The organism is Nocardia rhizosphaerae (genome assembly GCF_042650365.1).
In the GTDB taxonomy this organism is placed as follows: Bacteria; Actinomycetota; Actinomycetes; order Mycobacteriales; family Mycobacteriaceae; genus Nocardia; species Nocardia rhizosphaerae.
On sequence record NZ_JBHSBA010000009.1, the window covers coordinates 1 to 26575 of the forward strand.

At 67.2% G+C, this 26575-nt stretch carries 27 protein-coding genes and 2 pseudogenes; 10 read left to right on the forward strand and 19 right to left on the reverse strand.

The genetic code is table 11. The features are described 5' to 3' along the window. From ACFOW8_RS18845 to ACFOW8_RS18895, 11 genes and pseudogenes are all read right to left on the reverse strand, one after another. A pseudogene (locus tag ACFOW8_RS18845) lies at nt 1-474 on the reverse strand (helix-turn-helix domain-containing protein); the annotation flags it as partial. Then, nucleotides 414-1214, reverse strand: coding sequence for a DDE-type integrase/transposase/recombinase (locus tag ACFOW8_RS18850; protein ID WP_378552118.1), 801 nt, complete (start codon nt 1212-1214; stop codon nt 414-416). The pseudogene ACFOW8_RS18845 and the gene ACFOW8_RS18850, both read right to left, overlap by 61 nt. Further along, on the reverse strand, nt 1211-1504 hold the full coding sequence (locus ACFOW8_RS18855) for a transposase (protein WP_378552120.1): 294 nt from the start codon (nt 1502-1504) through the stop codon (nt 1211-1213). The genes ACFOW8_RS18850 and ACFOW8_RS18855 overlap by 4 nt, the downstream gene beginning before the upstream one ends. A 53-nt stretch (nt 1505-1557) precedes the next feature. After that, nucleotides 1558-2076 carry a helix-turn-helix domain-containing protein gene (locus tag ACFOW8_RS18860; protein ID WP_378552122.1) on the reverse strand — a complete coding sequence of 173 codons (519 nt, stop codon included), beginning with the start codon at nt 2074-2076 and terminating at the stop codon, nt 1558-1560. A gap of 43 nt (nt 2077-2119) precedes the next feature. Continuing rightward, the gene (locus ACFOW8_RS18865; protein WP_378552123.1) at nt 2120-2518 is read right to left on the reverse strand and encodes a CYTH domain-containing protein; all 399 of its coding nucleotides are present in this window, start codon (nt 2516-2518) and stop codon (nt 2120-2122) included. A gap of 642 nt (nt 2519-3160) precedes the next feature. After that, complete coding sequence (locus tag ACFOW8_RS18870) at nt 3161-4177, reverse strand: zinc-dependent alcohol dehydrogenase family protein (protein WP_378552125.1); 1017 nt, start codon at nt 4175-4177, stop codon at nt 3161-3163. Between the two features lie 35 nt (nt 4178-4212). Then, entirely contained in the window at nt 4213-5772 is a 1560-nt protein-coding gene (locus tag ACFOW8_RS18875) for an MFS transporter (RefSeq protein ID WP_378552127.1), read from the reverse strand. Continuing rightward, nucleotides 5769-7169: a wax ester/triacylglycerol synthase domain-containing protein gene (locus ACFOW8_RS18880; protein WP_378552129.1), complete on the reverse strand. Its 1401-nt coding sequence runs from the start codon at nt 7167-7169 to the stop codon at nt 5769-5771. Before ACFOW8_RS18880 ends, ACFOW8_RS18875 begins: the two co-directional genes overlap by 4 nt. Then, nucleotides 7162-7800, reverse strand: coding sequence for a GNAT family N-acetyltransferase (locus tag ACFOW8_RS18885; protein ID WP_378552306.1), 639 nt, complete (start codon nt 7798-7800; stop codon nt 7162-7164). Before ACFOW8_RS18885 ends, ACFOW8_RS18880 begins: the two co-directional genes overlap by 8 nt. Continuing rightward, nucleotides 7797-8276, reverse strand: coding sequence for a hypothetical protein (locus tag ACFOW8_RS18890; RefSeq protein WP_378552317.1), 480 nt, complete (start codon nt 8274-8276; stop codon nt 7797-7799). The genes ACFOW8_RS18885 and ACFOW8_RS18890 overlap by 4 nt, the downstream gene beginning before the upstream one ends. Nucleotides 8277-8526: 250 nt before the next feature. Continuing rightward, nucleotides 8527-9612: pseudogene (locus ACFOW8_RS18895) on the reverse strand (beta-ketoacyl [acyl carrier protein] synthase domain-containing protein); the annotation flags it as partial. A 372-nt stretch (nt 9613-9984) separates the two neighbouring features. Here ACFOW8_RS18895 and ACFOW8_RS18900 point away from each other — a divergent pair. The 3 genes from ACFOW8_RS18900 to ACFOW8_RS18910 all read left to right on the forward strand — a co-directional run bounded on the left by ACFOW8_RS18900 (nt 9985) and on the right by ACFOW8_RS18910 (nt 13274). After that, nucleotides 9985-10632: a TetR/AcrR family transcriptional regulator gene (locus ACFOW8_RS18900; RefSeq protein WP_378552130.1), complete on the forward strand. Its 648-nt coding sequence runs from the start codon at nt 9985-9987 to the stop codon at nt 10630-10632. Between the two features lie 991 nt (nt 10633-11623). Next, nucleotides 11624-12193 (forward strand): alpha/beta hydrolase, encoded by a 570-nt coding sequence (locus tag ACFOW8_RS18905; RefSeq protein ID WP_378552132.1) that lies wholly within the window; start codon nt 11624-11626, stop codon nt 12191-12193. Between the two features lie 67 nt (nt 12194-12260). Further along, nucleotides 12261-13274, forward strand: a complete 1014-nt coding sequence (locus ACFOW8_RS18910; RefSeq protein ID WP_378552133.1) for an ABC transporter substrate-binding protein — start codon at nt 12261-12263, stop codon at nt 13272-13274. A 6-nt stretch (nt 13275-13280) separates the two neighbouring features. On the opposite strand, the gene ACFOW8_RS18915 is transcribed toward ACFOW8_RS18910, so the two are convergent. Both ACFOW8_RS18915 and ACFOW8_RS18920 read right to left on the reverse strand, forming a co-directional pair. Further along, nucleotides 13281-13928: a DsbA family protein gene (locus tag ACFOW8_RS18915; RefSeq protein WP_378552134.1), complete on the reverse strand. Its 648-nt coding sequence runs from the start codon at nt 13926-13928 to the stop codon at nt 13281-13283. A gap of 117 nt (nt 13929-14045) precedes the next feature. Beyond that, nucleotides 14046-14459, reverse strand: a complete 414-nt coding sequence (locus ACFOW8_RS18920; RefSeq protein WP_378552135.1) for a hypothetical protein — start codon at nt 14457-14459, stop codon at nt 14046-14048. A gap of 451 nt (nt 14460-14910) precedes the next feature. Here ACFOW8_RS18920 and ACFOW8_RS18925 point away from each other — a divergent pair, with 451 nt between their 5' ends. The 3 genes from ACFOW8_RS18925 to ACFOW8_RS18935 all read left to right on the forward strand — a co-directional run bounded on the left by ACFOW8_RS18925 (nt 14911) and on the right by ACFOW8_RS18935 (nt 16798). After that, complete coding sequence (locus ACFOW8_RS18925) at nt 14911-16152, forward strand: oxygenase MpaB family protein (protein WP_378552136.1); 1242 nt, start codon at nt 14911-14913, stop codon at nt 16150-16152. A 31-nt stretch (nt 16153-16183) separates the two neighbouring features. Continuing rightward, nucleotides 16184-16498: a hypothetical protein gene (locus ACFOW8_RS18930; RefSeq protein ID WP_378552137.1), complete on the forward strand. Its 315-nt coding sequence runs from the start codon at nt 16184-16186 to the stop codon at nt 16496-16498. Between the two features lie 93 nt (nt 16499-16591). Next, the gene (locus tag ACFOW8_RS18935; protein ID WP_378552139.1) at nt 16592-16798 is read left to right on the forward strand and encodes a hypothetical protein; all 207 of its coding nucleotides are present in this window, start codon (nt 16592-16594) and stop codon (nt 16796-16798) included. 40 nt (nt 16799-16838) lie between these two features. Here the strand turns inward: ACFOW8_RS18935 and ACFOW8_RS18940 are convergent, their stop codons facing one another. Next, the gene (locus ACFOW8_RS18940; RefSeq protein ID WP_378552141.1) at nt 16839-17420 is read right to left on the reverse strand and encodes an NADPH-dependent FMN reductase; all 582 of its coding nucleotides are present in this window, start codon (nt 17418-17420) and stop codon (nt 16839-16841) included. Then, a complete protein-coding gene (locus tag ACFOW8_RS18945) occupies nt 17420-18316 on the reverse strand; it encodes an alpha/beta fold hydrolase (protein ID WP_378552142.1) in 897 nt (298 codons plus the stop codon). Before ACFOW8_RS18945 ends, ACFOW8_RS18940 begins: the two co-directional genes overlap by 1 nt. Nucleotides 18317-18426: 110 nt before the next feature. Between ACFOW8_RS18945 and ACFOW8_RS18950 the strand changes: the two genes are divergently transcribed. After that, nucleotides 18427-21642 (forward strand): BTAD domain-containing putative transcriptional regulator, encoded by a 3216-nt coding sequence (locus ACFOW8_RS18950; RefSeq protein WP_378552143.1) that lies wholly within the window; start codon nt 18427-18429, stop codon nt 21640-21642. An 89-nt stretch (nt 21643-21731) separates the two neighbouring features. Here the strand turns inward: ACFOW8_RS18950 and ACFOW8_RS18955 are convergent, their stop codons facing one another. Next, nucleotides 21732-22292, reverse strand: coding sequence for a dihydrofolate reductase family protein (locus ACFOW8_RS18955; RefSeq protein WP_378552144.1), 561 nt, complete (start codon nt 22290-22292; stop codon nt 21732-21734). A 144-nt stretch (nt 22293-22436) separates the two neighbouring features. On the opposite strand from ACFOW8_RS18955, the gene ACFOW8_RS18960 reads away from it, so the two are divergent. Both ACFOW8_RS18960 and ACFOW8_RS18965 read left to right on the forward strand, forming a co-directional pair. Next, on the forward strand, nt 22437-22766 hold the full coding sequence (locus ACFOW8_RS18960) for an ArsR/SmtB family transcription factor (RefSeq protein ID WP_378552145.1): 330 nt from the start codon (nt 22437-22439) through the stop codon (nt 22764-22766). Beyond that, on the forward strand, nt 22766-23449 hold the full coding sequence (locus tag ACFOW8_RS18965; protein WP_378552146.1) for a cation transporter: 684 nt from the start codon (nt 22766-22768) through the stop codon (nt 23447-23449). The genes ACFOW8_RS18960 and ACFOW8_RS18965 overlap by 1 nt, the downstream gene beginning before the upstream one ends. Before the next feature lie 68 nt (nt 23450-23517). Here the strand turns inward: ACFOW8_RS18965 and ACFOW8_RS18970 are convergent, their stop codons facing one another. The 3 genes from ACFOW8_RS18970 to ACFOW8_RS18980 are packed head-to-tail and all read right to left on the reverse strand — an operon-like array spanning nt 23518 to nt 25502. Beyond that, nucleotides 23518-24144: an MBL fold metallo-hydrolase gene (locus tag ACFOW8_RS18970; protein WP_378552147.1), complete on the reverse strand. Its 627-nt coding sequence runs from the start codon at nt 24142-24144 to the stop codon at nt 23518-23520. After that, the gene (locus tag ACFOW8_RS18975; RefSeq protein ID WP_378552149.1) at nt 24141-25226 is read right to left on the reverse strand and encodes an S-(hydroxymethyl)mycothiol dehydrogenase; all 1086 of its coding nucleotides are present in this window, start codon (nt 25224-25226) and stop codon (nt 24141-24143) included. The genes ACFOW8_RS18970 and ACFOW8_RS18975 overlap by 4 nt, the downstream gene beginning before the upstream one ends. Nucleotides 25227-25283: 57 nt before the next feature. Further along, nucleotides 25284-25502, reverse strand: coding sequence for a three-helix bundle dimerization domain-containing protein (locus ACFOW8_RS18980; protein ID WP_378552150.1), 219 nt, complete (start codon nt 25500-25502; stop codon nt 25284-25286). Between the two features lie 142 nt (nt 25503-25644). Here ACFOW8_RS18980 and ACFOW8_RS18985 point away from each other — a divergent pair, with 142 nt between their 5' ends. Next, nucleotides 25645-26562, forward strand: coding sequence for an alpha/beta fold hydrolase (locus ACFOW8_RS18985; protein ID WP_378552151.1), 918 nt, complete (start codon nt 25645-25647; stop codon nt 26560-26562). Nucleotides 26563-26575: the final 13 nt, after the last annotated feature.

Below are 26575 nucleotides of genomic sequence, written 5' to 3' on the forward strand. Positions count from 1 at the left end.
GCTGCCGTCGGGCCGGCGGATATTCCCGGCGAGGCGCTCCTGGACGTACTCACGCAGCCTGTCATTCGTCGCGAGCCTCGCTGTCTTCGGACGCTTCGCCGCCTGCTGAGCCTTCTACTGCGCCACCAACGCCCGGTATTCCTGCTTCCCGCTGCGCGTGGCCGCGTTGCGCCGCAGTTCGCGGGAAATCGTCCCCGGGTCGCGGCCGATCCTGCGCGCGATCTCACGCACGCCGACCTGCTTGGCGCGCAGCAGCGCGATTTCCTCACGCTCCTCGAAGGACAGGTAACGCCCGGTGGGCTCGGCCAGAGAGATCGGCGGCATGCCGCCAGCGTGGCGGAACCAGCGGGTCCCAACCGGCACGGATACGCCCACCTTCAACGCTGCTTCGGCCGAGGTGATGCCCGTCGCGATCAGACGCCAGAACTGCCGCTGCACCGCCCGCGAGGGCTCAGGCCGACCAGGCGAGCGCATCGGGGGCCGCAACGCCCGATCCGCGCGCCACTGCCGTCGAGCCCCTTCGGGAACCTCGCTCGTCTTCGCGACCCAGTCCTTCGTCGCCACTGCGCAACACCTCCACGGTCAAGGTGTTGCGACGACCAGTTGAATCCGCCCTGCGACCCGCGGTCGCTGTGAACCACGCAACCAGCGACCTCGTCGCCAACGGTGCGACGTCGAGCCACCGCCGAGACCAGTGCATCAACGGCGAGGCCGGCTTTCATCCTCGAATCGATCGAGTAGCCCACGATCCGGTTCGAGAACACGTCCTTGACCGCGCAAAGATACAGCTTCCCTTCACCGGTGTGATGTTCGGAAATATCGGTGAGCCACAACCTGTTCGGTGACTCGGCGACGAATTCCCGTTCGACGAGGTCGTCATGGACCGGCGGCCCCGATCGACGGTCCTTGGTGCCGCGTTTCTTGCCGAAACTGCTCCACCATCTGTTGGCCGAGCAGAGCCGCCACGCGGTCCGCGCCGCCATCGACTGGCCTGCGTCAGCGGCCTCGTCGGCGAGGAACCGGTACCCGAACTCGGGGTCGTCGCGGTGGGCATCGAACAAGGCGTTGGCCCGATACGCCTGCTCGAGGTCAGTAGTGGTGATCGGGTCGGCGAGCCACCGGTAGTACGGTTGGCGCGCGATGCCCAGGACCCGGCACGTCACCGCGACGGGAATCCCGTCCGCGGCCAGCTCGCGGACGAGCGGGTAGATCATTTTCCCGGCAGGTTCGCCTGCGACAAGTACGCCGCAGCCCGGCGAAGCACCTCGTTCTCCTGCTCGAGCAACCGGATCCGTTTCCGTGCTTCGCGTAGCTCGACGTTCTCGGTCGCAGTGGTTCCGGGTTTGCTGCCGTCCTCGACATCGGCCTGCTTGATCCAGTTGGCCAGACACGACTCGCTGATCCCGAAATCGGCGGCGATCTGCTTGAGCTGCTGGCCGGGCTCTCGATTGCGGGCAACGCGCACGACGTCGTCGCGGAACTCTTTGGGGTAGGGCTTGGGCACGGGTACATCCTTCCAGCAGTGCCTGCTGGCACCACAGATCAGATGTCACCTACTCATGCAGCAGTCCCGATCGCGTTCTCGGGTGGGTTCATGTAGAGCCCGACGATGTCGGTGACCTTGCCCGCCAATTCGGGATCGGTCGAGAACTTTAACGTCTCGGCTCGCCACGGCTGGACTCCGTACTCGCTCCACACCTTCGACACAGTCCCGTGCGCGATACCGAGATGATCAGCAAGAAGCCGCGAACTCCAGTGGGTGACACCGTATTTGCGTGGTGGCGGGGTCAATGTTGTGGTGATCAACTTGTCCCGGTCCAAGGTTCGTGGCCGTCCTGACCGGTGCTCGTCGTGGAGCCCCTCGATCCCGTGCGCGAGGTAGCGGGACCGCCAGTTGATCACGGTCTGACGCGAGATATCGAACCTGCGAGCGATCTCGGCATGGGCCACACCATCGGCGGCCAGGGTGATGATCCGGGCTCGTAGAACGAGTCCGGACTTCATCGTCGTCGACCGGATCCAGGCCTGCAGGATCTCTCGGTCACCATCACGCAACACCAGAGGGGCAGCTCGCACGCACAGATTCAACCAGACCGCATACAGTCCAACAACTTTGGAATCACTCCACTAGAAAGGTGGGCAGGTCCGGCCAGGTGTCGAGATCGAAGACGACGTCGCCGAGGCTCCACTCGTCGCGGTAGTTCTCCTGGTACCGGGTCTGTGTGAGCCCGATCTCGGTGAGAATTTCGGCCATCGATTCGGGGTCGCCGACTGTGGTCTCGACCTCGGTGGTGCCGTCGATGGCGGTCGAATCGGTGACGCGTTTGAGTGTCAACGTCGTTCGGGTGCCTTCGTCTCGGAGGCGGACCCAGGCTCCTTCGGGCACCATCTCGCCGTCGAAGATCTTGCGGGTCAACAGGGTCCGAGGGAACTGCTGCGTCGCGCTGAGCGCCTCGAGCTTCGCTCTGATCGCTACGACGTCCACCGCCAGGAAGGTAGCTTCGTATTCGTGCTTCATCGAGCTCGCGCCCCTTCGTCGAGGTATTCGGACTTTGCAGCGAAACGTACACCCACGTGGGGCGAGGTCGTGGACCGTGGAGCTGTCCAAGGTGCGGTTGTTCGATGACGGGGGCACGCACCGTTGCCCGCCGGGCCCGTCGCAGGTTCGATTCCTCGGCAGGACACGCAGAACATGGGCAACTGAAAAACGCCTGGTCATAGCCGGGGACTACGCGATCTGAGTGTCGTGGCCTGCCTGTGCGGCAGCGTGCCGTGCCCAACTTGGATCTGCCCGAAAGCGGGGCACGATATGCACGGTCATGGCCGGAAATCTCTGTCTCGACCGCACGTCCCACGACGTCGACCTCGATTCTCGCCAGTTGCGCGTATGCCTTCGGTATCACCGATTTGTCGGCCGCACACAAGTAGTCCTATTTGGCACAGTAGCCAAGTCTCGACCTGCGGGCGGTACACGATAGGCGCGCGGACGCTCCGCGTAGTGAGTATCCGCGCGCCGGCGCAGCGCATCAGGCCATTCCCACGTTGGTCTTTGACGCGCATGTGCCGAGCCTCGGTCGCCACTAGGGCGACCTCGTGACAAAACAGAACCTCCCGCACAGTACGCCGGTGAGTCCGTCGAGGACTTCCTCCGATCCAACTGTTAGGTCCGCAGGAGGGCTTTGATGGCACGGCGTTCGTCCATCGCCTTGTACCCTTCAGCGACTTGGTCGAATGGCAACTCGAGGTCGAAAACCTTGCCTGGTTCAATGCGGCCAGTAAGAACGCGATCGATGAGGTCAGGCAGAAAGCGGCGCACCGGGGCGGGACCACCGCGCAGACCGACATGCGAGAAGAACAGCTCCTCGCATGCGATCGTAACGCCATGCGGGACGCCAACGAACCCGACGTTGCCACCCGGCCGGGCGGACTTCAGGGCCTGCCGCATCGCCTCCTGCGTTCCGACGCATTCGAGTACGCAGTCGGCCCCGATGCCGCCGGTCAGTTCGATGGCAGCCGCGATGCCATCGCCGCCACGTTCGGTCACGATATCGGTGGCGCCGAAGTCGGTTGCCAGCTGCTGCCGAGTGTCGTGGCGGCTCATCGCGATGATCCGCTCCGCGCCGAGTTCACGAGCTGCGAGCACCCCGGACAGACCGACCGCGCCATCGCCCACCACTACCACTGTGGAGCCCGGTCTGACGTCGGCGGCTACCGCCGCGTACCAGCCGGTGCCCATCACGTCCGACAGGGCCAGCAGGTCGGGGATCAGACTGTCGTCGGGCAGGTCGGAGGTGGAGACCAGGGTGCCGTCTGCGAAAGGGATGCGAATGTAGTCGGCTTGGCAACCGTTCACAAATTCACGGCGCACGCAGGCTGACTGATAGCCGCTACAGCAGTGCTGGCAGGTGTTGTCGGTCGCGTAGAAGGAGCCGATGACGAATTCTCCCGGCGTGACCGAGCTGACGTCGCGCCCGACTTCCTCTACCACACCGACATATTCGTGACCGATCGGATGCGGGGAGACGACCGGATTGACCCCGCGATAGTCCCAGAGGTCGGAACCACACACGCAGGTGGCGACAGTCCGGATGATCGCATCGGTCGAGGCGACGATGGTCGGGTCGGGCACGGTCTCCAACCGAATATCGCCAGGGGCGTGAATGATGGTCGCGCGCATGGCGGTTCCTCGATTCTTGTGAGGCGTGGTGGGGATTACTCGGGGGCAACCGGATCGACGTCGGCCTCTGAACTTCTCGTCAGGAAGATCAGACTGGTCAGTGATCCGAGAATGGCGATGAATCCGCAAACCACCAAGGCGTGCGACATGCCACGCAGATACGCGTGCAATGCGCTGCCGAGCAGGTGCTCGCCGTCCAACCCCAACGCCGTCATCCGTTGCGCAACAACCGCCGCTCCCTCAAACGACCGTTGTGCCGCATCGGCCGCATCCTGCGGCAAGGCTTCGACCACAAGGTGACGTCGATACTGGGTGGACATCACGCTGCCCAGCACGGCGACGCCGAGCGCCGCGCCTATCTGCCGGAAGGCCATGACCAATCCGCTTCCCCGCCCGGCCTCGTCGTCAGATAGCTCCTTGAGCGCGACGTCCAGTCCGGGAATCAGGGACAGGCCAAGTCCCAACCCGACGACGGCAAGCCAAACCGCCATGTACCAATACCGGTCAGTTACCGAGGTCATCGCCCCAATCGCGCAGCCCGTGGCAAGGATCGCCATCCCGGCGGCGATCACTTTCGCGTACCCCAAGCGGAGAGCGAGCCGTTCGGTCACCGCCGCCGCGCACAGCACACCGAATGCCAAGGGCCAGATCCGAACACCGGTCCCGAAGGCGTCGTTGCCCATGCCCGATTCCAAATACTGCGGCACGAGGAACAGGACGCCGTACATGACGGCGCTGGCGAGCGTTGTCACAACGATCGCCACCACGAACGAACGGCAACGCAGCAGTGCGACATCGATCATGGGACTGCTCGCCCGGTGCTGCCAGACGACGAAGGCGCCCAGCAGCACAATCCCGGCCACCAGGGCGGCAATGACATTCGCCGCGGCCAAACCTTCGGTTGGCGCTTCGATGATCCCGTACGCCAGCGCGGACAAGCCGACCACGACCAGGATGACACCGGGGAAGTCGATCCGGGGCACCGATTCGTCGCGAGACTCCGGAAGGAACACCACCGATGCGATCACCGCGATGATCAGAATGGGGAGGTTCACCACGAACACCGAGCCCCACCAGAAGTGCCGCAATAGCCATCCGCCGAGGATAGGACCTAACGGTATTCCGGCTGCGAAGACAGCCGACCAGATTCCGATCGCTCGCGTTCGTTCCTCCCGGGCGAACAACGTCGGAATCAAGGACATAGTCGCGGGCAGGATCACAGCGGCACCGACACCCATGAGGGCACGGGCCGCGATAACCTCCGTCGACGTGTCCGACCACGCGCCGACGAGCGAGGCCACGCCGAAAATCAGCAGGCCGGCCACCAGGGTTCGTGCGCGCCCGAAACGGTCACCAGCCAGACCCGCTGGTAGGAGCATGGCGGCGAAGACCAGCAGGTATGCGTCGATGATCCATTGCAATTGACTGGTCGAAGCGTCCAACTCGGTGGACAACGTGGTCAGCGCGACATTGAGGATGGTCGCATCGAAACCCACGACCAGTACACTCACCGACAGAGCCGCAAGCCCCAGCCACCGTCTCGGTGATTGGGAGATACTCGGCGCGCCGATCGCAGTTCCTGCTTCCGTAGTCATTGGCGGCCGGCCTGTCCCGCGCCCACGTCTGCAGTCGCATCCGCGAGATCGGAGAAGGCTTGTTGAATCGAAACGGCGTATTCCTCGATATCGATGATCGTCGGGTCTGCGAGGATCGCGAGCGAGACGTCATCGCCATAACTCGACATAGTATGTACGACCCCGACGCCGTCATATATGGGCGCGAAACCGAACAGCCGGACACATTCGCATCCGTCCAGGGAAATTTTGTCGCGCGGTCCGGGTACATTCGTGGTCACGGTATGCCCACCGAGCACATGGCCGACCCGGGCCGCCGCCCACGCGTTGAGCCGATAGTTCCATTCCAGCGGCCCGGGAAGCAGGTCGTGTCCGTCGCCGCTTCCAAATTTGACAGTGGATTTCGCTTCCACAGTCCAGTTCCGGATACTTGCCAAGCGGTCGAGTGGTCGGCTGTCGGGCTCGCCGAGAGAGACAAATCGAATCGCGAACTGATTCGCACTCGACATACCATCCAGCGGGTCGGCGGTACAACCCTGGGCGATCGAGACCGGCATGCATGTTGTCAGCGCCCGGATATCGGTATGCTCATTCGTTCGTCCGGAAAGGTAACCATCCATTCCCGCACCGACGACCGCCAGGAAGACATCATTGACAGTGGCACCCGGGACGGCGCGACGCACAGCACGAATATCTTGATAGGAAAAGCGGCAAACCCGCACTGCTCTTTCGTGGGTGACCGACGAATTCATTGCGGTACATTCGACCGTTGTACCGGACATTCCACCGCCCGCCAGAATCTTGAGAGCCCCAGCGAGCCCGCGACCCATCGTGCGCAACTCTCGAATCAAGGAGCGGAAATCCTCTCGTGCCCGTCCGTGCTCCGAATCCGAGCGTGGTGTGGGGGAGCCCATCAGGCCCCGCTCGGGCCGTGCACCGTCATGCAGTCGCTTCAGAATCTCGAGCCCGAACCCGCCGTCTACAGCAGCATGATGAACACGGAATACGACCGCGAATCCACCCGGCGGAATTCCATCGATATTGTCCAGACCTGTGACAACGTCAAGCCGCCACAACGGCCCGGTCAGCGGGATTTCCTGCGTGTGTAGCCCGGCTACATAGTCACACAGTTCGGTCCAGCCGCCGGGAGCCGGCACCCGGCCCCGTCCGACACCGACTACGGGACTCCAGTCGGTCACGTCCTGCCAATAGGCATGCCCGACACCGGAAAGAGGAGTCACCGGCCGCCGCGTGAGAATCGGGATCTCGCCGCTGAGGGTCGTCAATCGATCGACCAGCAACTCAACAACCTCGTCGATCGACTTGGACGGGTGCGGCTCATACAGCCCGACGTATACGATCTGCCGCTGCGCACCGCGCCTGTCGCGGTAAAGCATCAGGGTGTCGAGGTTACTCATTCGGAGCATGGTTCGCCTTCCAGATTCGCTGCTGCAACGATGTGCGCAGTTCGGGCCATTCGCTCCGCAAGATAGAGTAGATGGCAGAGTCCCTGACCGCTCCGTCGAAAGCAGGCATGTGGCCGCGCAGCACCCCGTCGAAGGTAGCCCCGATGCGCTCGATTGCTTTGCGACTCCGCTCATTTCGATCATCTGTCATGAGCGATACGCGAAAAGCGTCCATGGGTCCGAAGGCGTAATCCAGTAGCAGCAGCTTGGCTTCGGCATTTACTCCGGTCCGCTGTGTCTCAACCGATAGCCAGGTACCGCCGATCTCAGCGACCGTAACCGATGGACGCACCGAGGTAGCAGGCCAACGCTCAATACAGCGGAACCGGGTCGATCCCACGACCCTACCGTCGTGGTTCAAGATAACGAAGGGCAGTCCCGATCCCGCATCACGCTCTTTCAACGCGCTCTCGACATAGGCGGTCATGCCGTCCAGATCCATTGGTACGAGCGTGAATCGATACGACTCGTGTCCACCGGCGGTCGCTTCCCACAAGGGATGAATATGTTCCGATTCCATCGGAACCAGGCTCACCAGATCGCCGTGTAAAGGAAGATTCACGCCAAACGTCCTCTCTGTCATTTGATCACCATTCTTTGATTGGTAAGGGAGTTGGCTACCGCACGCGCTACCCGCTCGGCATCGCGCCCGAAGGTGCCGTTCGTGCGCACGCGGCGTGCGCCGATCTGGGTGAACCACCGTTGTCGTTCGGTCGGAATTCCTAGAATGAACAGTCCCGGCGTCACGGATCCATCGGCTCCGATGGCCGCATTGGTGCGAGGATCCACCTCGCATGCGCCGGTCTCCACCGCGCCGGATGCCCCGTCGTGACGGAATCGCCGCACCAAGCCATCGGCAAACAACTGGCGGTACAGCCCAGATCCGTCCTGGACGGGATCGAACTTCGGAATCCGCGCGTCGATCACTCGATCCACCACGATCGAGCCGGGAACCGCAGGTGACCGCACGATTACGGCCGAACCATCGTCGACGACCTCCGCCCCCGGTCCGGCGACTGTGACTACGCCGGCGCGGATCAGAGCGAGAAGCTCTTCCACACGCCGAATCGGCGGGCCTCCCACCAGTAGGGAATAGCAGGGGACGAACTGTCCGAGGAAGTCGTCTTCGTGACTTCGAGGTGTCAGTCCAACTCACCCCGAGAAGCGCCCGCCCTGACCGCCGAGGCAGCGCGCTTGTACGCGTGACGATCTCGATCGGGAGATCGGCCAACAGGGGGTGCGGCGAACGCACGTGCAGCGAGGCGGGCATGGTCCCGTGCCTGGCGATCAAGGTCGCCTTGATGAATCCGGCTATGCCTGCGGAGGATTCCGTATGCCCGATATTCGACTTCACCGATCCCACCCACAAAGGCTGGTCACCCCTGCGGCCATCGGCGATGGCCGCACCCAGTGCCCGCAGTTCGACACCGTCACCCACGGTGGTGCCGGTGCCATGCGCCTCGACATAGTCAAGATCGGCCGGGACCACGCCTGCTGCTTCGCAAGCCTGCTGAACCATGGACACTTGGCCGCTGACTGCAGGTTGCAGCAGCAGTCCACTGCCTTGGCCGTCATTGCTCACCGAGCTGCCCAGCACGACCGCCAGGACCGGGTCCCGATCGCGCTGCGCATCCGACAGCCGCTTGAGTACGACCACGCCAACACCGTCGCTGCGCACGAATCCGTCCGCACCCGCGTCACCGAATTGGCAACGACCCGAGGGTGACAGCATGTCTCCCCGCGAGTACGTGATTGCGTCGGTCGGCGTCAGCACGAGATTCACCCCTGCGGCGATCGCCAGATCGCTCTCGCCGGAGAGCAGGCTTTGCCTGGCTAGATGCACCGCCACCAATGACGAAGAGCACGCGGTGTCTACCGTGAGACTTGGACCCCGCAGGTCCAGCGCATAGGAGAGTCGACCCGAGGTCACGCCACGGACCCGGCTGCCCGCGGACTCTCGAATATCCATGGATTCGGCGTACTGCTCACCGTATTCGGCTGTGGCCTGGCCCACGAACACGCCGCTGCGACTGCCGGCAAGCGTCGATGGACGAATTCCCGCGTTCTCCAGGGCTTCCCATGCGACCTGCAGCAGCATGCGTTGTTGAGGGTCCATTCCCCTCGCCTCAACCGGGGCCATGTTGAAGAACGCGGCGTCGAAGCCGAACACATCGTCGACGAATCCGCCGTACCGCGACACCGTCTTGCCCAGTGTGCCCGGCGTGGGATCGAAGACTGCCGCGATATCGAAGCGATCGCTAGGAACGTCCGTGATCGCGTCCTCCCCATTGATCAGCAGACTCCAGAACTCGTCGATCCCGGTTGCTCCCGGGTATCGGCACCCCATCCCGATCACAGCTATCGCCGTCGATGCCGTTCCCCGCTCGGTGTACATCAGTTTCCCTCCCTGCCCCTCTACCCGAGGGGTCGAACACGCTGCCCCTGGCAGCAATCCACCCTGCAGTCCAAATCTGTACTGCAGAGTAAGTTTAACTTGAGGTGCGAGGTTGCGCTAGGCGTGCTGCCGCGACAGCGACTCCGTCCGTGCTGTGGGTCAAGATCGTAAGGTGTAGGCCGGATGGTGCTGCCGTGCTTGTTGTTTCGATGCCGCACCCGAAGTGTTCCGGCCACCACCTGCTCGCTGGCTCACGTGGTGCTACGCCCACTACGTGAACGCATTCCCTTGGAGTTATGTACTATGGTTCATTAATTGTCACGAGTTCATTTGCTATGCCACCCTGGCATGAGCAGGCAAAGGAGGAGCGCCGTGCCCAGCGATCAACCGCACGCCGCGTCCAAGGGGCGTCGGGAGCGGAACAAGCAAAGAGTTCGCAATCAGATCTACTCGTCGGCCGTCGCGCTCTTCGCAGAGAAGGGGTACGAGGGGACCACGATCGACGACATCACCGAACGTGCCGACGTCGCGCGCGGAACGTTCTTCAACTATTTCCAGCGCAAGGATGACCTCATCACCGAATGGGCCGAACTCCGCCGCCGCGCGGTGAGCAAGCGGCTCGAGCTACCCCTGAGCATCGGGAGCACCGATGTCGCCTCCGTGCTGCACCTGTGCTTCGCAACGCTGGCGCAGGTGAATGAGGAGGAGCGCGAGCTCAGCGAGACCATGTTGAGCGCGTGGGTCAAGGCCGGCAAGCCCCTCACCGAAGCTCCGCACACCGCGGAGGTCTTTGCCCGCATCCTGCGGATGGGTCAGGAGCGCAACCAAATCGACGCTGATGTCGACGCCACCCTAGTGGGCGACATGCTGCGGGACGTCTACCTGGGCGCGCTCTACAGGTGGGCTCGCCATCGCAGCGAGCCGGGCGAACTGGGCGATAGCCTGGGGACCATCGTCGACATCTTCTTGCACGGCATTGTTGTCCGCCCCGCTGATTCCGCAAACACTGCGGTGCTTTGACCGCGATGCGGCACGGAAGGTTGCGGCACAGGGACATGAGACCCGATTCAGGGAGTCGACCTCCGTGGCGGTGGCCGATCTTCCGTCCAGCTCGGTTGGCGAGTTCAAAGAGCGATCTGGCTTCGCGGAGTTCGCTCCCGGCGTGCCTTCGTCGTGGAAGTCGTACTGGGACGCAACGGGAATGAGCGATCCGCTGACGACTGACGTCGGAAACGAGCACTCGGTAGAGGGCTACCGGGATCCGAGGCGATACGTCGTCATCCACGATGGGGGCGCCGATACACTCCGCGTCTTCATCCACACGGATTGCTGACGCGGGGGCGCAGCTCGTTGGTTCACGATAACCGAGCGAGCGATGTTCCCGCGGTCGAGAGCGGAGCACAGTCGGCTCAACGCGCGGGCGGTGTCGAGCCGGACACCCCTCAGCGGCTTCCGGTCGAGCTGCCATTTGGTCAGCGAGTTGCGATGCTGGTTGGACGACCTCGAAAAGCGAGGCAATGTCGGTGAGATCCTTGTCGGCGCCCCGCGAATTCCACGCCAGCGCCTCGAGCGCCACCGCGGCCTCAACGTCGGATTCTCACCTCTCGAACCTTACAACCGAGTACACGGCATCCTACATTCGATTGTTTGACATATCCGACACGTAAGTGTATCTATAGCCCGTTTCGGTCCCTTCGTGCGCATATGGGTCAGGGGAGCTGGGCAGGGTACTTCGATCGATGGTCGAGCGCCGACGTCCGCACAGCACGATGCAATCGGACTTGGCCTTCCATCAATCCAGTCATTCCCGGTGCCCTGTGCAGAGTGAACGGGATGGCGGAGACTGGTACGCGTGCAACCTCTTTCGATTGTCGAGCGCGGAACCGGTCCTGCGGTGGCGTTGGTGCATGGTGGGGCGGGGCCTGGGGCGACGTGGGCGGGGTTGGTGGGGTTGGCGGGGCGGTGGACGTTGTTGTCGGTGTATCGGCGGGGGTTCGGCGACAGTCCGGCGATGGTGGGTGGGCGGCAGGATTTCGCGGTCGATGCGGGGGATCTGGGGCGGGTGTTCGCGCAGTGGCGGCCGCATGTGGTTGCCCATTCGTATGGAGTGTTGGGGGCGTTGCTCGCGATCGCGGAGCGGCCGGGGTGTGTGCGGTCGGTGACGGTGATCGAGCCGCCGCTCTACTTTCTCGCGCCGGGGGATGCCGAGGTGGCGCGGCTGGAGAAGCTGGGGGACGAGGTGCTCACCCGTGGTGCGGAGGCTGATCCGGCGATGCTGCGGGAGTTTCTCGGCATCGCCGGTGCGCCGGCGTCGGGGCGGTTGCCGATGGAGGTGTTGCGGCGCACGGTGGGTGCCCGGCTGCCGGGGCAGGCGCGGCCGGATCTGGCGGCGATACGGGCGGCGGGGGTGCCCGCGCTGGTGGCTTCTGGTGGGCATGCCGGTGCGCTCGAACGGATCTGTGATCGGCTCGCCGAGGAGTTGGGGGCGCGCAGGGTGGTCGCGGTGGGGGCTGGTCATTTCGTGCCTGCGGCCCCGGGTTTCGCCGAGCAGCTGGCGGGCTTCCTGGCGAGCAATGAATAAGGTTTGCCTTGCCTAATTAATTGTGTTCTAGTGTTTGCGAGCCGATTGCCATGCGTGGAGGAGGATCGTGAACGCGAACCCGGATCGACCGGACAGAGCGCTGAGCCGCCGCCGATTCTTCGCGGTGGCGGGGGCAGTGGGTGTGAGTGCAGGCCTGGTGGCGTGTGGTGTGGACGCCGAGGACGGTGGCAGCGCCGGGAACTGGGAGTTCGCGGATGGGCGTGGCGACACGCTGCGGCTGGGGAAGGCGCCGCGGCGGGTGGTGGCGTTCACGGGGTCGGCGGGGGCGCTGGCCGATTACGGGGTGCGGGATCGGGTGGTGGGTATCTTCGGGGAGGCGGGGTCGCCGGATCTGCTCGGTGAGCTCGACCCGAAGTCGGTGACGGTGGTCGGTGACGCGTGGGGCGAGTTCGACATCGAGAAGTACGCGCTGCTCGAGCCCGACCTGCTCGTCACGGATTCGTATGTGCCCGGCCGCCTCTGGTATGTGCCCGACGAAAGCCTGAGCAAGATCGAGGCGGCGAATCCGAATGTGCTCGCCATCGAGGTGGCGGGTCGGCGTCTTCCCGACATCATCGATCGCTACCGGATCCTGGCCGAGGCGTTGGGTGCCGACCCGGCATCCCCGGCGGCCGCGGCCGCGCAACAGCGCTTCGCGGTCGCGTCGCAGGCGGTGCGGGACGCGGTGGCGGCACGCCCCGGATTGCGGGTGCTCGCCGTGTCGGCGTCGCCCGAACTCTGCTACGTCTCCGATCCGCGCGCCGCGGCCGATCTGAGCTATTTCACCGAGCTCGGGGTCGACCTCGTCGTCCCGGACCAGGTGGATCCCGGTGGCTACTTCCAGTCGCTGAGCTGGGAGATGGCCGACCGGTATCCGGCGGATCTGATCCTGCTCGACGATCGGGCTTCCGGCCTGCAACCCGATGCCCTCGCCGGTCGGCCGGTGTGGCGCAGCCTGCCCGCGGTGGCGGCGGGGCAGGTCGCGCCGTGGTCGCCGATCTTCCGCTTCTCCCATGCCGCCACCGCGCCGCTGCTGGAACGGCTCGCCGCCACCCTTCGCGGCGCGGAGAAGGTGCTCTGACGTGGCCTACTCCGCCAGCGCCGCGTCGAGGGCGGACTTCAGCGCGGCGTAGCTGGGCGGGCCGTCGAACGCCGTGTCGCCGATGAAGAACGTGGGTGTGCCGCGGACGCCGAGCGCGAGGCCGTCGGCGCGGTCGGCGCCGACGCGGGCGGCGGTGGCGGGGTCGGTCCAGGCCGCTTCGAAGGCGGGCATGTCGAGGCCGAGGTCGCGGGCGAAGCCGCGGAAGGTCTCGACATGGGAGACGCGCTGGTCGCCCCACTCGGCCTGGGTCTGGAACATCATCCGGTACATGGGTTCCCACTTGCCCTGGCGCCCAGCCGCTTCCACCGCGCGGGCCGCGGCCTCGGCATTGCGGTGGCTCGGGATCGGGAAGTACCTGGCCACGAAGGTGACCCGGTCGCTGTATTCGGCGCGCAACCGCTCCACGGCGGGGAAGGCGGCGCCGCAGGCCTCGCATTCGAAATCGAGGAACTCCACCAGGGTGACCTTGCCGTCGGGGGCCACCGAGAGCCGGTGGCTGTCGGGGCGGACCACCTGGGCCGCCCTCGGCGGTGCCGGTTCCGCCGTCGTCGACCGGTTGACCACGATCAGGGTGAGCACCGTGGCGACCGTGCCGACCACCACCGCTATGGCGAATTTCCTGCTGAGTGTCATCGTCGCGAACATCGCGTCGCGCCTTTCGTCGTTCGAGCGCAGGGCAACGACACCTGCGCAGGGAGCCGCGGCGCTCGACGCGCCGGGAGTGAGGGGTGCGGCGGAGCTGGGTTCGGCCTATGTCCGCAGCACGCAGAGCATGGCGAGAGAGGGTGCCGTCGGCAGGCGTGGTGGGGCCGCGACACGCGCCCGGCCTGCGGTACGAGGCACGATCGCGTTCACGGTGGGAAGGCCGAGCAGCGCGGCGACGGCGAGTACCGCGAACAGCAGAGCCACACACAATCCGAGCATGTCGATGGCGGGGTCGGCATCCGATGCGGGCCAGGCGAACTCGTCCAGGGAGGTGGTGAACCCACTGGGTTGGGCGGTCGGCGCCGCTGTGGTGCAGACGGTATCGCCGTGTCGCGCGGCGACCGCGTCATGACACGCGGAGCCCTGGGCGAGTAGCGCCGCGACGACGATCGCGAACGCGACGAGCAGCCATCGCAGCCGACCACGCCTGTTCGCGTGGGAGGTGTGGCTGCTCGACATGCCGACGAGGGTAGCGCGACGCTGTCCGGCGGGCGCGAATCCGTGCGCCACATCACCGGCGCCCAGGCTGGGCGGACACCCCCCGTGCAAGGGCCAGTCGTGCGGTTCGTCGTTCACCATCGGACACAGTCGATCAATAAGTTACTTGTCATTTCGTCGACCTATTGGGCATTGCCAGGCACGGTCGCGCGAGTGGCTGGATGCGCGCGAGAACATGGCCGTCGCGGCTCGATGCTGCAAGGCTGCAGGTCATATTCTGTTCGGACAGGATAATCTCCTGTATGGAACCGGCCGCGGGGTTGATCGAGGCGCTTCTGCGGCACTTCGGCGAATTGTGTGCTGGCTCAGTGTCACTCTTGTTAAGTTACTATGCATTCCGCCGATTCATGGTCGGGCGCCTTGGGTCGTCTCCGTGTGCGCGCGGACCTTCCCGGTACTCAGGAGTGACGCAATGGATGGACTGAACAGACGTGGGGCGTTGAAGGCGGGCGGAATCCTGGGGGCGCTCGGCGCCCTCGGTCTCACCGCGCCGGTCCGGGCGCAGCCGTGGACCTGGTCACCGGCCGAGTCGGTCGCCGGATCCGGTTCCGGCGCCGACCCGATGACGGTGTGGGACCCGGAGGCCGACGATCTGGTCGCGGGCCTGATCGACAGCGGCCAGGTGCCGCGGGTCAACGAACTGCTGCGGACCTGGACGCGCAACGGACAGGCCCTGCCTGACGGATTGCCAACGGAACTGCGCGATTTCATGGAGTACGCCCGCCGGATGCCGCACTGGGCCGATCCAGCGAAACTGAACACGGCGATCGAGTTCAACAAGAAGCGCGGGCTCTATCTCGGCGTGCTCTACGGATTCGCCAGCGGCATGATGAGCACCGTCATTCCCAAGGAGGCGCGGGCGGTCTACTACTCCAAGGGCGGTCACGATCTCGAGGACCGCATTTCCAAGACCGCCAAACTCGGCTACGACATCGGCAGCTCGAATGCCTATGCCCCAGACGGGGAGATGGTCGTCACCTGCGTGAAGACGAGGTTGGTGCATGCGGCGGTGCGGCATCTGCTGCCGCAGTCGCCGCATTGGGTGCGCGCGGCCGAGGAAGACAAGCCGATCAGCCAGAACGACATCATGGTCACCTGGCACAGCCTGCCGACCACCGTCAACAAGCACCTCACCAACTGGGGAGTGCCGATCCCCGGCAACGAATCGGCGGCGTTCCTGCACTCCTGGCAGGTCGCCGCGCACATGCTCGGCGTGCGCGACGAATACATCCCGAACTCGTGGCCCGCGGCCAACGCGCAGGCCGCGCAGGTCCTCGACCCGATCCTGGCCCCGACGCCGGAGGGCGCCAAGCTGGCCGACCGGCTGCTGAGCCTCGGCGCCAATATCGATCTCGCGCTGCTCACCAAGCCGGTGCTCGGCTCCTTCACCCGCTTCCTGCTCGGCGACGCCATGGCCGACGGTCTGCTGATTCCGCGTGAACCCGTGTGGGATCCGCTGCTGCGATTCAGCTGGGGCCCGTTCATCGCCGTGCGTGAGGGGGTGCTCGGCGCGGTACCGCCGGTGGCCGACGCCTACTGGCTGCTCGACGAATTCCTCCGCAAGGCGGCGCTGATCTACCTGGCCGAATTGCGGATGCCGATCAGCATCGAGATCCCGACCATGAACCGCGACCTGAGCGTCCCACCCCGCTGACCCCGACCCTCTCGAAACCAGGAGCGCAACGATGCGTTACACCTTCCGTCTCACCGCGGCCACCGTGGCCGGACTCGGCTTGCTCACCATCGCCCCGGCCGCCGCCGACCCCGTCCCGACCGCCACCGACTACGACGCAGGCTCTTCGGTGGTGGATTCCGGATCGGCCGCGATGCGCTCGGCGATCTACCTCGCCCAGCAGGGCGACCTCATCGGCTTCCTCGTCCTGCTCGGCGTCACCCCGTTCCAGCTCCTGACCAGCGGCATCTGCGACCTGGCCACCTTCTCGGCTCTGCGCAGCCCGTGCGTGCCGGGGCCGCAGCATTATTACACCGAGGCGAATTGAGGTAGTGGCCATGGAATCAGGGGGTTGGCGGTGCACCAGGCGGAAAATACGATCGGTGCGTCGCCATCCTCCCGCCAGGAAAGAGAACGAAGCATGCTTCAGAAACGAGTCTTGTTCGGCGTCGCGGTAGCCGCCGCGGTGGTCGGATTCGCGCCGACAGCCGGTGCTGCGCAGACCCCCGTCGCGCTACCCCAGGCGAGCTGCAGTCCGATGCCCGGCGCCGATCTGCTCTGGGAGTGCCTGATTCCGGGGCTGCTCACCGGTTCGTCCTCGATGTCGGCATCGCTCTCCGGCGACTAGCACGCAGACCGCGCGCCGGGCGAACCGGCGCGCGGTCTGCTCACGGAACGAACGGCGCAGCGGCCCTGGCTGTTCGGAGGGCCGCGGCCCACCAGACGAGCTGGTCGAGCGTCGCTTCGACCGATTCGTGGAGTTCAGGGTCGCGACGGGGCCAGGTGCCGTCGATGGTGAAGCGCTGCCAGGCCTTGGTGATGGTGACGGTGCGGCGGATCGGGACGGCATTGAGTTCACCGAACACCTGACGTAACTGGGCGGCGCCATGGCCGCCCTCGGCGTCGCGGCAGTAGGTGACCACCGACACCGGTTTGGCGGCCCATTCCACATCGAACCAGTCGACGGCGTTCTTCACCGGTGCCGGGAAGCTGCGGTTGTATTCGGGAGTGACCACGACGAACGCGTCCGCTTTCGCGAGCCGCGAACCCAGCTCGCGCACGGGTTCCGGGGTGGGTTCGTCGAGGTCGGGGAGCTGCTCGGGCAGCGCGGCGGTGGCCAGGTCGATGCGGTCGACCCGCAGGTCGGGGCGGCGGTCGCAGCGGGCGGCGAACCAGTCGGCGACCAGCGGCCCGAAGCGGCCGGTGCGGGTGGAGCCGAGAATCAGCGCCACCCGCAGCGAGCCGGTCATCAGGCATCCTTGACGGGCGCGTCGAGGAACGCGGGGATCATCGGCAGCAGCAGCTCGGGCCGGTGCGGCGCGCTGATGTGTGAGGTGCCGGGCAGGATCGCCAACTGCGAGTTCGGCAGGCCGGCCGGGGTATCGCCCATGATGCCGCCACCGAACAGCCGGAACATCTCGACCGAGTGCTCGGGCCGGACGATGTCGGAGTCGCCGATGATGGTCAGCGTCGGCGTGGTGACGGCGCCCGCGGCCTCGGGCGACACCGAGGGCATCGCGTTCTGGTCGTGCTCGATCACCCTGGCCACCAGTTGCGGGAAGTCCTCGGGACGTGGCGCGTTGGCCAGGTAGTCGGCGTGGAAGGGTGAGCCGTGCAGGTCCTCCGGCTTCAGCTGGGCCAGGCCGTCCAGCAGTCCGGGGTGCATGGCCTCGGCGCCGAGTCCGCCGGACAGCAGGATCTGCTTGCGTACCAGCTCGGGGTGCCGCAGCGTGATGTCGAGGGCGACACCGGCGCCCATGCTGTAGCCGAGGATGTCGAACCGGTCGATGCCGAGCTGCCCGAGCAGGGCGACGGTGTCGTCGGCCATCTGCGAGGTGCGCAGTGGACGGTCGATATCGGCGGTGCGTCCGTGCGCCTGCTGCTCGACGGCGATCACCTCGCGGGTCTGCGCCAGGTCGGGGATCAGCTCGCCGAAGTCGGTGCCGATGCCCGACAGCGCGCCGTGCAGCAGCACCAGCGGCGGCTGGCCGTTGGCGGCGCCATGGCGCTCGTAGTACATGCGCAGGCCGTTGACCTCGGCGTACGCGCCGGGCTGCGCGGTATCGGCGGGTCGTCCCGCGCCGCAGGCGGACAGTACGGTGGTGGCGGCGATGCCTGCGGCGATGGCGAGAGCGGTGAGCTTCATGGTGGTTCTCCCTGTGGTGTCGATGACGTTGTGACCACAGTGCGCGCCGGGCCTTCCGGTTTGTTTACGGTCGGATGCCGTTGGCACCGGAAACCGCCTAGGCTGCGGTTATGCGTTTCGGTGTGCTCGGTCCGTTGACGGTGTGGACCGACGCCGGCGCCGTCGTCGGGGTGCCGGGCACCAAGGTGCGCGCGCTGCTGGCGGATCTGTTGCTCGCGGCCGGTCAGCCGGTATCGGCGGACCGGCTCGTCGACGACATCTGGGCCGATGACCCGCCCGGCAACCCGGCGGGCACCCTCGCGGCCAAGGCGTCGCAGCTGCGCCGCGCGTTCGAGGACGCCGAGCCGGGCGGCCGCGATCTCGTGGTCTCCCCGCCGCCCGGCTACCGGTTGGCGACCACCGAGGTCGACGCGCTGCGGTTCCGTGCGCTGCTGGCCGAGGCGCGGACCCGGACCGATCCCGGTGCCAGGATCGCGAGCCTCACCGAGGCGCTCGGACTGTGGCGCGGCCAGGCCTTCGCCGACTTCCGCGACGCGGAGTTCGCCCGCTCCGGCATCGCGCAGCTGGAAGAACTGCGACTGGTCGCGGTGGAGGAACTCGCCGAAGCGCGGCTCGCCGAGGGCGAATACGGGCCGGTGGTCAGTGATCTCGCGCCGTTCGTCGCCGCGCATCCGCTGCGGGAACGGCTGCGGGCGGCGCAGCTGCGCGCGTTGTACGGCGCGGGCCGCCAGGCCGAGGCGCTCGACAGCTACGAGGACCTGCGCAGGCAGCTCGCCGACGAACTCGGTCTCGACCCGAGCCCGGAACTGGTCGACCTGCACCGCGCGATCCTCGGCCAGGACCCCGGACTCGTGGTGTCGCGCCCGGCGCCGGTGGTGCGCAGGCGGACCACCAATATCCGTGCTCAGCGCACCGAATTGATCGGCCGCGCCGCCGATCTGGCCGCCCTCACCGCCGCCGTCGACAGGTCCAGGCTGGTATCGCTGATCGGACCGGGCGGCGTGGGCAAGACCCGGCTCGCCACCGCCACCGCGGCCGGCCTCACCGATCGCTACCGGCACGGAGTCTGGCTGGTCGAACTCGCCCCGCTGGCCGCGGCGACCACCGATGTGGATCGGGTCGCCGACGCGGTCGCCCAGGTCATCGGGGTGCGTCCGGGTGCTGGTGCGGCGGCGGCGCTGGCGGACACGCTCGCCGAGCAGGACATGCTGCTGGTGCTCGACAACTGCGAACACGTCATCGATGCCGTCGCCGAGCTGGCCGAGCTGCTGCTCGGGGCAGCGCCCGGCCTGCGCGTCCTGGCCACAAGTCAGGAACAGCTGCGGCTGACGGGGGAAGAGGTCGTCGCGATCGAGCCGCTCACGGTGGCGCCCGCGGGCAGCGAGGTGGCGGTGATCGCCGCGTCGAACGCGGTGCGGCTCTTCGTCGCCCGCGCGCAGGCCGGTGCGGGTGATTTCGTCCTCGACGAGGGTAATGCCGAGGCGGTCGCGACCCTGTGCCGTCGGCTCGACGGCATTCCGCTCGCGCTCGAACTCGCCGCGACCAGGGTCCGCGCGCTCGGGGTGCGCGACATGGTGGCCCGGCTCGACGACCGGTTCCGGCTGCTGGCCACCGGGCACCGTGGCGCGCCGCCCCGGCAGCAGACGCTGGCGGCGATGATCGATTGGAGCTGGGGGCTGCTCGACGAGGACGAGTGCGCGGTGTTGCGCAGGCTGGCGGTGCACGCCGGTGGCTGCACCCTGGCTGCCGCCGAATCCGTGTGCGCCACAACGGTGTCCGACGGCGCACCGACGATCGAGCCTGCCGTGGTCGCCGATACGGTCGCGCGGCTGGTCGACCGGTCCCTGGTGCGGCAGCGGGGGCGCCGCTACCTGCTGCTCGAGTCCGTTGCCGCGTTCGGTCTGGACCGGCTGGCCGAGGCGGGCGAGGAAGCGCAGGTGCGCCACGCCGCGCACGCCTATTATCTCGGGCTCGCCGAGACGGCCGCGCCGGAACTCTTCGGTGCCGACCAGCAGCGCTGGCTGACGACTCTCGACAGCGAGGACGCGAATCTGCGTGCCGCGCTGGATGGCTACCTGCGCGCCGGGGACGCCGACGCCGCCCTGCGCTGCACCGACGCGCTGGCCTGGTATTGGCTGTTGCGCGGCAGGCTCGGCCCGGCGCGCCGCAGCTTCGAGGCCGCGCTGGCGCTGGGGGGCGATCCGCGCCTGCGCGCGCCGGTGGCGGCCTGGCGCCTGGTCACCGCCTTCCGGCAGGGCGATTTCACGGAGGTGAGTGCCCGGCGCGCCGAGGTATCGGCGGGGCTTGCGCTGCTCGACGATCCGGCCAAGCGGGCGCGTGCCGAGGTCATCGGGCTGATGGCGGCGCTGGAGGCGGGTGCCGATCAGGACCTGGAGACCTCGGTGCGCGCCCTGCTCGCCGAGTGCGAGCGGGTCGGCGACCGGTGGAGCGTGGCGATCATCCATGCGGCGCTGGCGAAATCGGCGCACAGCCGAGCCGATGTCGCGGCGCTGACCCAGCACGCGACGACGGCCGCGCGGATGTTCGGCGAGCTCGGGGAACGCTGGGGCAGGCTGCAAGCCGCCGAATGGCTCGGTGGCCTGGCCGAACTCACCGGCGACCTGGCAGGCGCGGCCGAGATCCATCGCGAATCGCTGGTCCTGGCCAGGGAGCTGGACCTGTGGGGGCAGGTCGCCGCGCACCTGTGCTGGCTCGGCTGGATCGCCATGCAGCACAACGAATTCGGCGAGGCCCGAGACTTCGCCGAGCAGGCCATGGCACTCGCGGCCGAACAGGGCGACGGGGAGGGGCGGCTCTTCGCCGAGATCGTGCTGTCCTTCACCGCCCGCAGGGACGGTGACCACGGCGAGGCGGAGCGACGTGTGCGCGCCCTGCTCGCGGGATTCGCCGACACCACCGAGACGCTGCTGTTCGTGCCGATGTTGCAGGTGGAGCTGGGGTATCTGCTCGAGCTGCGCGGTGAACCCGCGGCGGGGCTGGCCGAGCACTTGCGCGCATTCGACGGTTCTCGGCGTATCGATGCCCCGCGCGATGCCGCCTTCGCCCTCGGCGGTGCCGCGGCGGCCACCGCGGCTCTCGGCGAATTCGATACCGCCGCACGGCTGCTCGGCGCGGCGGAGGCATTGCGCGCGGCGACCGGAATGCCATTGTTGCCCGCCGAGCGCCCGGATATCGACCGTGCCACAGCGACGGTGCGGGCAGCGCTCGGTGCGGACGCGTTCACCACCGCACACGCCGCGGGGCGCGCGATTCCGGTCGACAATGCCAGGGAGTTGATCGCCGGGATGGTCGCCGCACCGGCCTGACCGGACGGGTCAAGCCTGACGACCATCCGCAACCGATCGTCCTGCCGGGCGGCGATATCCCCGGGATGCTCGACGAGCGCCACGAACCCTCAGGACGCGACAGGCACGTATCGCAGTCCGACGACGCCACAGCCGAAGCGGGTCGCCGACTCGAGCGTGTAGGGCTGGTTGGTGCCGGTCGCGGCGAACACCGGCAGGCCCGCGCCGATGGCGGTCGGGTTGACGAACAGGTTCAGCTCGTCGAACAGGCCGTCGGCGATCAGGCCGCTGACCAGCTCGCTGCCGCCGTAGGCGATGATGTCGCCGCCCTCGCGCGCCTTCAGGTCGCGGATGGTCGCGGCCGCGTCGGTGGCGACCACGGCGTTGTCCCACGGTGATTCGGTGAGCGTGCGCGAGATCACCACGCGCGGTGTCTTGTTCATGAAGTCGATCGACTCCTGGGTCTCGTGCTCCGGCTGCGCGGCCCAGTGCGGGATGAAGCCCTCGGCCAGTTTGCGGCCGAGCACGATGGTGTCCACCGGATCGGTCAGCGCGCCGACATGCGCGGACAGATCGTCGCTCCACGCGAATGTCATCCAGTCCATCTCGCCGTTCGGGCCCGCCATGAAGCCGTCGATGGTGGTCTGGACCTGGAGCTTGAACTTGCGCATTGGTGCTTCCTTCCGTGGTGGCCGATCCGTTCCGGTGGCCAGTTGGCTGCTGTGCACTCACTGTCGCCGAACCGGCTTACGGAATGTTTACGCTCCGAGAAGTACAGAATTTCCTGAATACAGATATCCATGTACCATTTGGTCATGGACACGGTGATGCAGCGCGACGCACTGTCCCGGTTCGGGTACGCCCTGTCGGACTCCACCAGGACACAGATCCTGCTGAGTCTGCGGGCCGGGCCCGGTTACCCGTCGGAGCTGGCGGACAAGATCGGTGTCTCGCGGCAGATCCTGTCCAATCACCTGGCCTGCCTGCGTGGCTGCGGACTGGTGGTCGCGATGCCGGAGGGCAGGCGCAACCGCTACGAGCTGGCGGATCCCCGGATCGGGCGGGCACTCGACGATCTGGTGGGGCTGGTGCTCGCCGTCGATCCGGCCTGCTGCCCCGCGGCTGCCGCCGAGGAGTGCTGCTGATGGCCGATCTCGGGATGCCCCAGCTGCTTTCCGATCCGGGCAGGCGGGCGATGCTGGCCCGGCGGATCCGCTGGCTGGTCGCCGCGACGATCACCTACAACGTGCTGGAGGCGATCATCGCGCTGGCCGAGGGCACCAGGGTGTCCTCGGCGGCGCTGATCGGGTTCGGGCTGGACTCGGTGATCGAGGTGTCCTCCGCGGCGGCGGTGGCCTGGCAGTTCGCCGGTCGCGATCCGGCGGCACGGGAGAAGGTCGCACTGCGGATCATCGCGTTCTCCTTCTTCGCGCTGGCCTGCTACGTGACGGTCGATGCCGTGCGCGCGCTGTTCGGGGCCGGCGAGGCGGCGCATTCGCCGATCGGCATCGCGCTGGCCGCGGCGAGCCTGGTGGTCATGCCGTTCCTGTCGGCCGCGCAGCGCAAGGCGGGCCGCGAGCTCGGCTCCGCCTCGGCCGTCGCCGACTCCAAGCAAACCCTGCTGTGCACGTACCTGTCCGCGGTCCTGCTGGTCGGCCTCCTGCTCAACGCTCTGCTCGGCTGGTCGTGGGCCGACCCGATCGCCGCGCTGGTGATCGCCGTCATCGCCGTGAAGGAAGGCCGCAACGCCTGGCGCGGCGACACCTGCTGCGCCACCCCGCCGATCGGAGCGGCGTCCGCGCCGTCGTGCGACTGCTGCGACGACTGAAAGCCGCCTGCCCTGGGCCGGTGTGGCCGCGCGCTTACACCGCGCCACCCGAGACCCCGGAGCGCGGATCAGTGCCCGCGGGCGATCCAGTCGGCGAGGGCGGGCCGCTCGGCGCCGATGGTGGTGGTGTCGCCGTGGCCGGTGTGCACCGTGGTCTCCTCGGGCAGGGTGAGCAGCCGGTCGCGGATGGAATCGATGATGGTGCCGAAATCGGAGAAGGAGCGGCCGGTGGCGCCGGGGCCACCGGCGAACAGGGTGTCGCCGGTGCACAGGGCCGCCAGTTCGGGCAGGTACAGCGAGACCGAACCGGGGGAGTGACCGGGAGTGTGCAGGATGTCGATATCGGTGCCGGCCACCGTGATCCGGGTGGTGTCGGCCAGCGACCGGTACGCGGTGTCGGGGTGGGTCATCCGCCACAGCGGGTCGTCGCCGGGGTGGAGCAGGATCGGCGCGTCGAGCCGTTCGGCGAGCGCGGGCGCCGCGGTGACGTGGTCGTTGTGACCGTGCGTGCACAGGATCGCGGTGACCCGCCTGGTGCCGACCGCCGCGGCGATGGCGTCGGCATCGTGGGCCGCGTCGACGACGAGCACCTCCGCGTCGTCGCCGATCAGCCACACATTGTTGTCGACGTCCCAGGTGCCGCCGTCGAGGCTGAACGTGCCAGAGGTGACGACCCGGTCGATGCGGGCGCTCACCGGACCACCACCGAACGCAGCACCCGGCCCTCGCCCATCGCGGTGAACGCTTGCTCGACATCGTCGAGGCCGATCCGCTCGGTGACGAACTTCTCCAGCGGCAGCCTGCCCTGCCGGTACAGGTCGATCAGCATCGGGAAGTCACGTTCCGGCAGGCAGTCGCCGTACCAGGACGATTTCAGCGCGCCACCGTGCGAGAAGAGGTCGATCAGCGGCATGTCCAGGGTCATCTCCGGGGTGGGGACGCCGACCAGCACCACGGTGCCTGCCAGGTCGCGGCCGTAGAACGCCTGCTTCCAGGTCTCCGGTCGGCCGACCGCGTCGATCACCACATCGGCGCCCCAGCCGCCGGTGAGCTCCTTGATCCGCTCCACCACTTCCTCGGTGCCCGCGTCGATGGTGTGCGTCGCGCCGAATTCCTTCGCCCACTCCAGCTTTCGCGGATCGCGGTCGACGGCGATGATCGTGCCTGCCCCGGCGAGGCGGGCACCGGCCACGGCCGCGTCGCCGACTCCGCCACAGCCGATCACCGCCACGCTGTCACCGCGGGTCACCGCGCCGGTGTTCACGGCGGCGCCGATCCCGGCCATCACTCCGCAGCCGAGCAACCCGGCCACGGCCGGATCGGTGTCGGGATCGATGACGGTGCACTGCTTCTCGTGCACCAGGGTCTTCTCCGCGAACGCGCCGATACCGAGGGCGGGCGTGAGCGGGGTGCCGTCGGTGAGCGTCATCGGGGCCGAGGCGTTGTGGGTGTCGAAGCAGTACCACGGGCGGCCACGTCGGCAGGCACGGCATTCACCGCATACCGCGCGCCAGTTCAGCACCACCACATCGCCCACCGCGACATGGGTGACCGCCGCGCCGACCGTCTCCACCACGCCCGCCGCCTCGTGCCCGAGCAGGAACGGAAACTGGTCGTTGATCCCGCCCTCGCGGTAGTGCAGGTCGGTGTGACACACCCCGCAGGCCTTGACCTCGACGATCACATCGTGCGGGCCCGGCTCGGGAAGCACGATGTCGACGGTCTCCACCGGCGCGTCCTCGGCACGGGCGATGACGGCGCGGACGGTCTGGGGCATGCGGATCTCCTCGGGTCGGCGTTGGCTGCACCCCACGCTAGCGCCGAGGGCGTCCGCTCATCCTGGGATGGGTGGGATACCGCCTGTCGGTGCGCCGAGTTCCTCGCGCACATGGTGTTCCACGAGCAGGGGCACGAAGTCCCGGACGTGTACCTTCGCGAACTGGTCGTAGGCGCGCCGGACGGTGTCGGCGATCTCGGCGGGGGCGATTGTCGGGTAGCGCACGGTGAGCCGCTCGATGACCTCGTCGAGTTGCTGGTCCTCGTGAGTTGTCATACCTCAGCGTCGCGCGCCGAGCGGCCGTGGTCAACAGGTACGGCATCGCGTGCCCTTCGTCTCGTGGCCGGTGCGGCAGTGTGCCGCGCGGTCGCTGAGCGTTCACACCGTCCGCTCAGGTCAGCGGACTACGCTCGGCGGCATGACCGAGGACGCGCTGTTCCTGGCACCCCTGATCGGTCGCCCGGCGAGCAAGATCGGCTACTTCCCCGATCGGCGTGCTTTCGAACGCTTCGCCACCGCCTACCGTGCCGGCCTGGCCGTGCTGCCGCGACCCGACGCGATCGCGGCGGTCTCGACCCCGTTCGGCCCGGTCCGCGCGTATCGCTTCGGGCCGGGCGGCACCACCCCGATCGTGTTGCTGGCGGGGCGGCAGGCCAGCACGCCGATGTGGGCGTCGAACCTGCCGAGCCTGATGGCCAGGCACAGCGTCTGGTCGGTCGACAGCGTCGGCGAACCGGGGGCGAGCGCCCAGTACCGCGAGCTCACCGACGGTGCCGATCAGGCCACCTGGATCTCGGAAACGCTTGCCGGACTCGGTCTCCGGCGCGCGCATCTGCTCGGTGTGAGCATCGGCGCCAACCTGGCAGTGCAGACCGCGCTGCACCGGCCGGACCGGATCGCCTCGATCACGCTGCTCGACCCGGCGAATACCTTCGCACCGCTGAGCCCGAAGATGATCGTGGTCTCGCTCGGCAGCGCGCTGCCTTGTATGCCCGGCAAGCTGCGCGACAAGCTGCTGAGCTGGATCTCCGGCGGCGCTACGGTGGACGCCACGGTGCCGGAGGGCAGGCTGATCGCCGCGGGCATGAAGGAGTACCGGGGCGCACAGCCACTGCTGCCACGTCCGACCGAGGACCAGTTGCGTGGCCTCACCGTCCCCGTACTCGCCGTGTTCGCAGGCCGCAGCATCGTCCACGATCCGGCGAAGGCGGCGGCGAGCGCCCGGCTGATTCCCGGTGCGCAGGTGGAGATCTGGCCGGAGGCATCGCACGCGATCAACGGCGAGTTCCCCGACCGGATCGCCCAGCGTGTCACCGCGTTCCTCGCGGATCTGTGAACACCACGGTGCC

Excerpts from the sequence above, each read along its gene's own strand:
- ACFOW8_RS18870 (WP_378552125.1), bottom strand. The coding sequence starts at position 4,177 with ATGCGCGCGACCATCATTCACGCCCCTGGCGATATTCGGTTGGAGACC.
- ACFOW8_RS18940 (WP_378552141.1), bottom strand. The coding sequence starts at position 17,420 with ATGACCGGCTCGCTGCGGGTGGCGCTGATTCTCGGCTCCACCCGCACC.
- ACFOW8_RS18985 (WP_378552151.1), top strand. The coding sequence starts at position 25,645 with ATGACCGAGGACGCGCTGTTCCTGGCACCCCTGATCGGTCGCCCGGCG.
- ACFOW8_RS18905 (WP_378552132.1), top strand. The coding sequence starts at position 11,624 with ATGGTGGGTGGGCGGCAGGATTTCGCGGTCGATGCGGGGGATCTGGGG.
- ACFOW8_RS18850 (WP_378552118.1), bottom strand. The coding sequence starts at position 1,214 with ATGATCTACCCGCTCGTCCGCGAGCTGGCCGCGGACGGGATTCCCGTC.
- ACFOW8_RS18965 (WP_378552146.1), top strand. The coding sequence starts at position 22,766 with ATGGCCGATCTCGGGATGCCCCAGCTGCTTTCCGATCCGGGCAGGCGG.
- ACFOW8_RS18880 (WP_378552129.1), bottom strand. The coding sequence starts at position 7,169 with ATGAGTAACCTCGACACCCTGATGCTTTACCGCGACAGGCGCGGTGCG.
- ACFOW8_RS18920 (WP_378552135.1), bottom strand. The coding sequence starts at position 14,459 with ATGTCGAGCAGCCACACCTCCCACGCGAACAGGCGTGGTCGGCTGCGA.
- ACFOW8_RS18875 (WP_378552127.1), bottom strand. The coding sequence starts at position 5,772 with ATGACTACGGAAGCAGGAACTGCGATCGGCGCGCCGAGTATCTCCCAA.
- ACFOW8_RS18925 (WP_378552136.1), top strand. The coding sequence starts at position 14,911 with ATGGATGGACTGAACAGACGTGGGGCGTTGAAGGCGGGCGGAATCCTG.
- ACFOW8_RS18955 (WP_378552144.1), bottom strand. The coding sequence starts at position 22,292 with ATGCGCAAGTTCAAGCTCCAGGTCCAGACCACCATCGACGGCTTCATG.
- ACFOW8_RS18885 (WP_378552306.1), bottom strand. The coding sequence starts at position 7,800 with ATGACAGAGAGGACGTTTGGCGTGAATCTTCCTTTACACGGCGATCTG.
- ACFOW8_RS18945 (WP_378552142.1), bottom strand. The coding sequence starts at position 18,316 with ATGAAGCTCACCGCTCTCGCCATCGCCGCAGGCATCGCCGCCACCACC.
- ACFOW8_RS18935 (WP_378552139.1), top strand. The coding sequence starts at position 16,592 with ATGCTTCAGAAACGAGTCTTGTTCGGCGTCGCGGTAGCCGCCGCGGTG.
- ACFOW8_RS18980 (WP_378552150.1), bottom strand. The coding sequence starts at position 25,502 with ATGACAACTCACGAGGACCAGCAACTCGACGAGGTCATCGAGCGGCTC.
- ACFOW8_RS18950 (WP_378552143.1), top strand. The coding sequence starts at position 18,427 with ATGCGTTTCGGTGTGCTCGGTCCGTTGACGGTGTGGACCGACGCCGGC.
- ACFOW8_RS18960 (WP_378552145.1), top strand. The coding sequence starts at position 22,437 with ATGGACACGGTGATGCAGCGCGACGCACTGTCCCGGTTCGGGTACGCC.
- ACFOW8_RS18930 (WP_378552137.1), top strand. The coding sequence starts at position 16,184 with ATGCGTTACACCTTCCGTCTCACCGCGGCCACCGTGGCCGGACTCGGC.
- ACFOW8_RS18975 (WP_378552149.1), bottom strand. The coding sequence starts at position 25,226 with ATGCCCCAGACCGTCCGCGCCGTCATCGCCCGTGCCGAGGACGCGCCG.
- ACFOW8_RS18865 (WP_378552123.1), bottom strand. The coding sequence starts at position 2,518 with ATGAAGCACGAATACGAAGCTACCTTCCTGGCGGTGGACGTCGTAGCG.
- ACFOW8_RS18915 (WP_378552134.1), bottom strand. The coding sequence starts at position 13,928 with ATGACACTCAGCAGGAAATTCGCCATAGCGGTGGTGGTCGGCACGGTC.